General features: G+C 63.9%; 2 protein-coding genes and 1 tRNA gene. All 3 read right to left on the bottom strand.

All coding sequences use genetic code 11. The features are described 5' to 3' along the window. Positions 1-31: 31 nt before the first annotated feature. Positions 32-106: transfer RNA gene (locus R2855_20155), tRNA-Asn, on the bottom strand. Between the two features lie 52 nt (positions 107-158). Further along, positions 159-932: a CpsB/CapC family capsule biosynthesis tyrosine phosphatase gene (locus tag R2855_20150; protein ID MEZ4533319.1), complete on the bottom strand. Its 774-nt coding sequence runs from the start codon at positions 930-932 to the stop codon at positions 159-161. After that, on the bottom strand, positions 929-1,772 hold an 844-nt coding region (locus R2855_20145), incomplete at its 5' end, for a lactate racemase domain-containing protein (GenBank protein ID MEZ4533318.1). The genes R2855_20145 and R2855_20150, both read right to left, overlap by 4 nt.

The following is a 1,772-nucleotide window of genomic DNA, read 5'->3' as shown; positions in this document are numbered from 1 at the left end:
GCCGGGCCCAGCTGGATCCCGGCGTTTCTTCTGGCTCCCCGACTAAGATTCGAACTTAGAACCTACCGGTTAACAGCCGGGCGCTCTACCGTTGAGCTATCGGGGAACGATTCCGTTCGCTCAGCCCCGAAGTTTAGCATATGCGCCGCCTGCCGGCATCATCGCCGCCGCAATCGAAAACGGTTCGAAGCCTGACCACTCGCCTCCACCGGCGCCAGGTCCGGCAATGCTTGATCGGCCAGCAGCGCCTGCGGCGTTTCGGTTGTCAGCTGTCGCAGTCGCTCCGCGCCCACCGAACGCTCCGCTCGTTTCAGCGCCTCCGGAATGGCCAAAAGGCGCTGACCATCGCTGTGGGCGTCGCTGGCCAGAATGATGGGCAGGTCCAGACCGATCAGACGCTCTGCAGTCTTTTTCGGCGCCGGTCCCAGGGCGCCCGTCAGACTGGCGAACGTCAACTGCAGGACGACTCCCCGTTCGGCAACGGACGTGGCCAGCGAAAGATCATGCTGGACGGCATCGTAGCGCTCCGGATGGGCGAGGATGGGTCGATATCCGCCCAGCTGCAATGCGAAAAGCACCTCCTCCGCATAGCTCGGCCACGAGAGGAACGGCAACTCGACCAGCACGGCTCGCGAACCGCCCAGCGACAGCGGCTCCCCCCGACCCAGTCGCTCGGGCAGACGAGGGTCGAGCAAAATCTCGAAGCCAGACACCAATTCGATACCCATTCGCTGGGCCTGCGGACCAATGGACGCGGTCGCGGCGACAATACGCCTCTGATAGTCCGCCGCCAATTCTCCCGACAGATGATGTGAGGCCGCGACGCGCTGGAAACCAAAGGAGCGCCATAAACCGAGCATGGCCGTAGTTTCTTCGGCCGAACCCGACCCGTCGTCGATGTTGGGCAGAACGTGGGAATGGAGATCGATCACGACGAAACCATCGGTGCGCGAACGACCGGCATCGTCAGCAGGGCATGGGGGACGACCAGCAGCGTCGCGGGCCTTTCAACGATTTCGCCGGCCATGTCCAGTGCCGACTCAATTGACGATGCAGCCAGGAATCCCATGTTTCGCACGGTGTCCGGGTGCTCGATTCCAGCAAAGATCACCTGCACGGTTTCCAGCAGCTGAGCCATGATGTATGCCCGCTGCTCACCTGGCAGGAAGTCCCCAGCGCGAACTCGGCTCATGAAAGCGGCCCGCGGTTCGCACATCGCCCCAAAAAATCGCTGTTCGCCGACGCCTTCCCCCGGTCCTTCCGGGCAGCCCGCCGGCACGATGATGACGCCTCCCGGCCGGACCACCGGCGTGGGCGCGAAGTGCAGATAGCTCGCCGCCCGACTGGCCTGATAGACATTCTGATCTTTCGGATATCCCACACCGGCCACCGCGATATCGAACTGCCGTTCGATGGGAGCGACGTACATCGCCGCAGCCTGCTCGGCGAGGACGTCCTGCACCCCCTCCGGATGCCCGAACGCGGCGGCAACCAGCGCACCGTCGTCGTCCAGCACGCAGTTGGCGACAAAGGCAACGTGGGCGGCGTCTGCGACCTGGCGAACCGCTTCCTGAAATGGGTTTCCCGCCAGCACACCGAGTCGCGTTCCGGATCGATCGAGCATCGCCGGGCCGTGGGTGTAGGCGATGACCGGTTCCGCCGCGCAGCCGATCGCCACGGTCTTGCCGCCACCGCTGTATCCGGCGTATTGATGGGGTTCGACTCTGCCAGTGGCCAGAACCAGATCGGATTCCAGCACTGCACGGTTCAAC

It is taken from the genome of Thermomicrobiales bacterium (assembly GCA_041390825.1).
GTDB lineage: Bacteria > Chloroflexota > Chloroflexia > Thermomicrobiales > UBA6265 > JAMLHN01.
The sequence above is the reverse complement of the archived record's forward strand: the minus strand, read 5'-3'. Positions and strand labels throughout refer to the sequence as shown.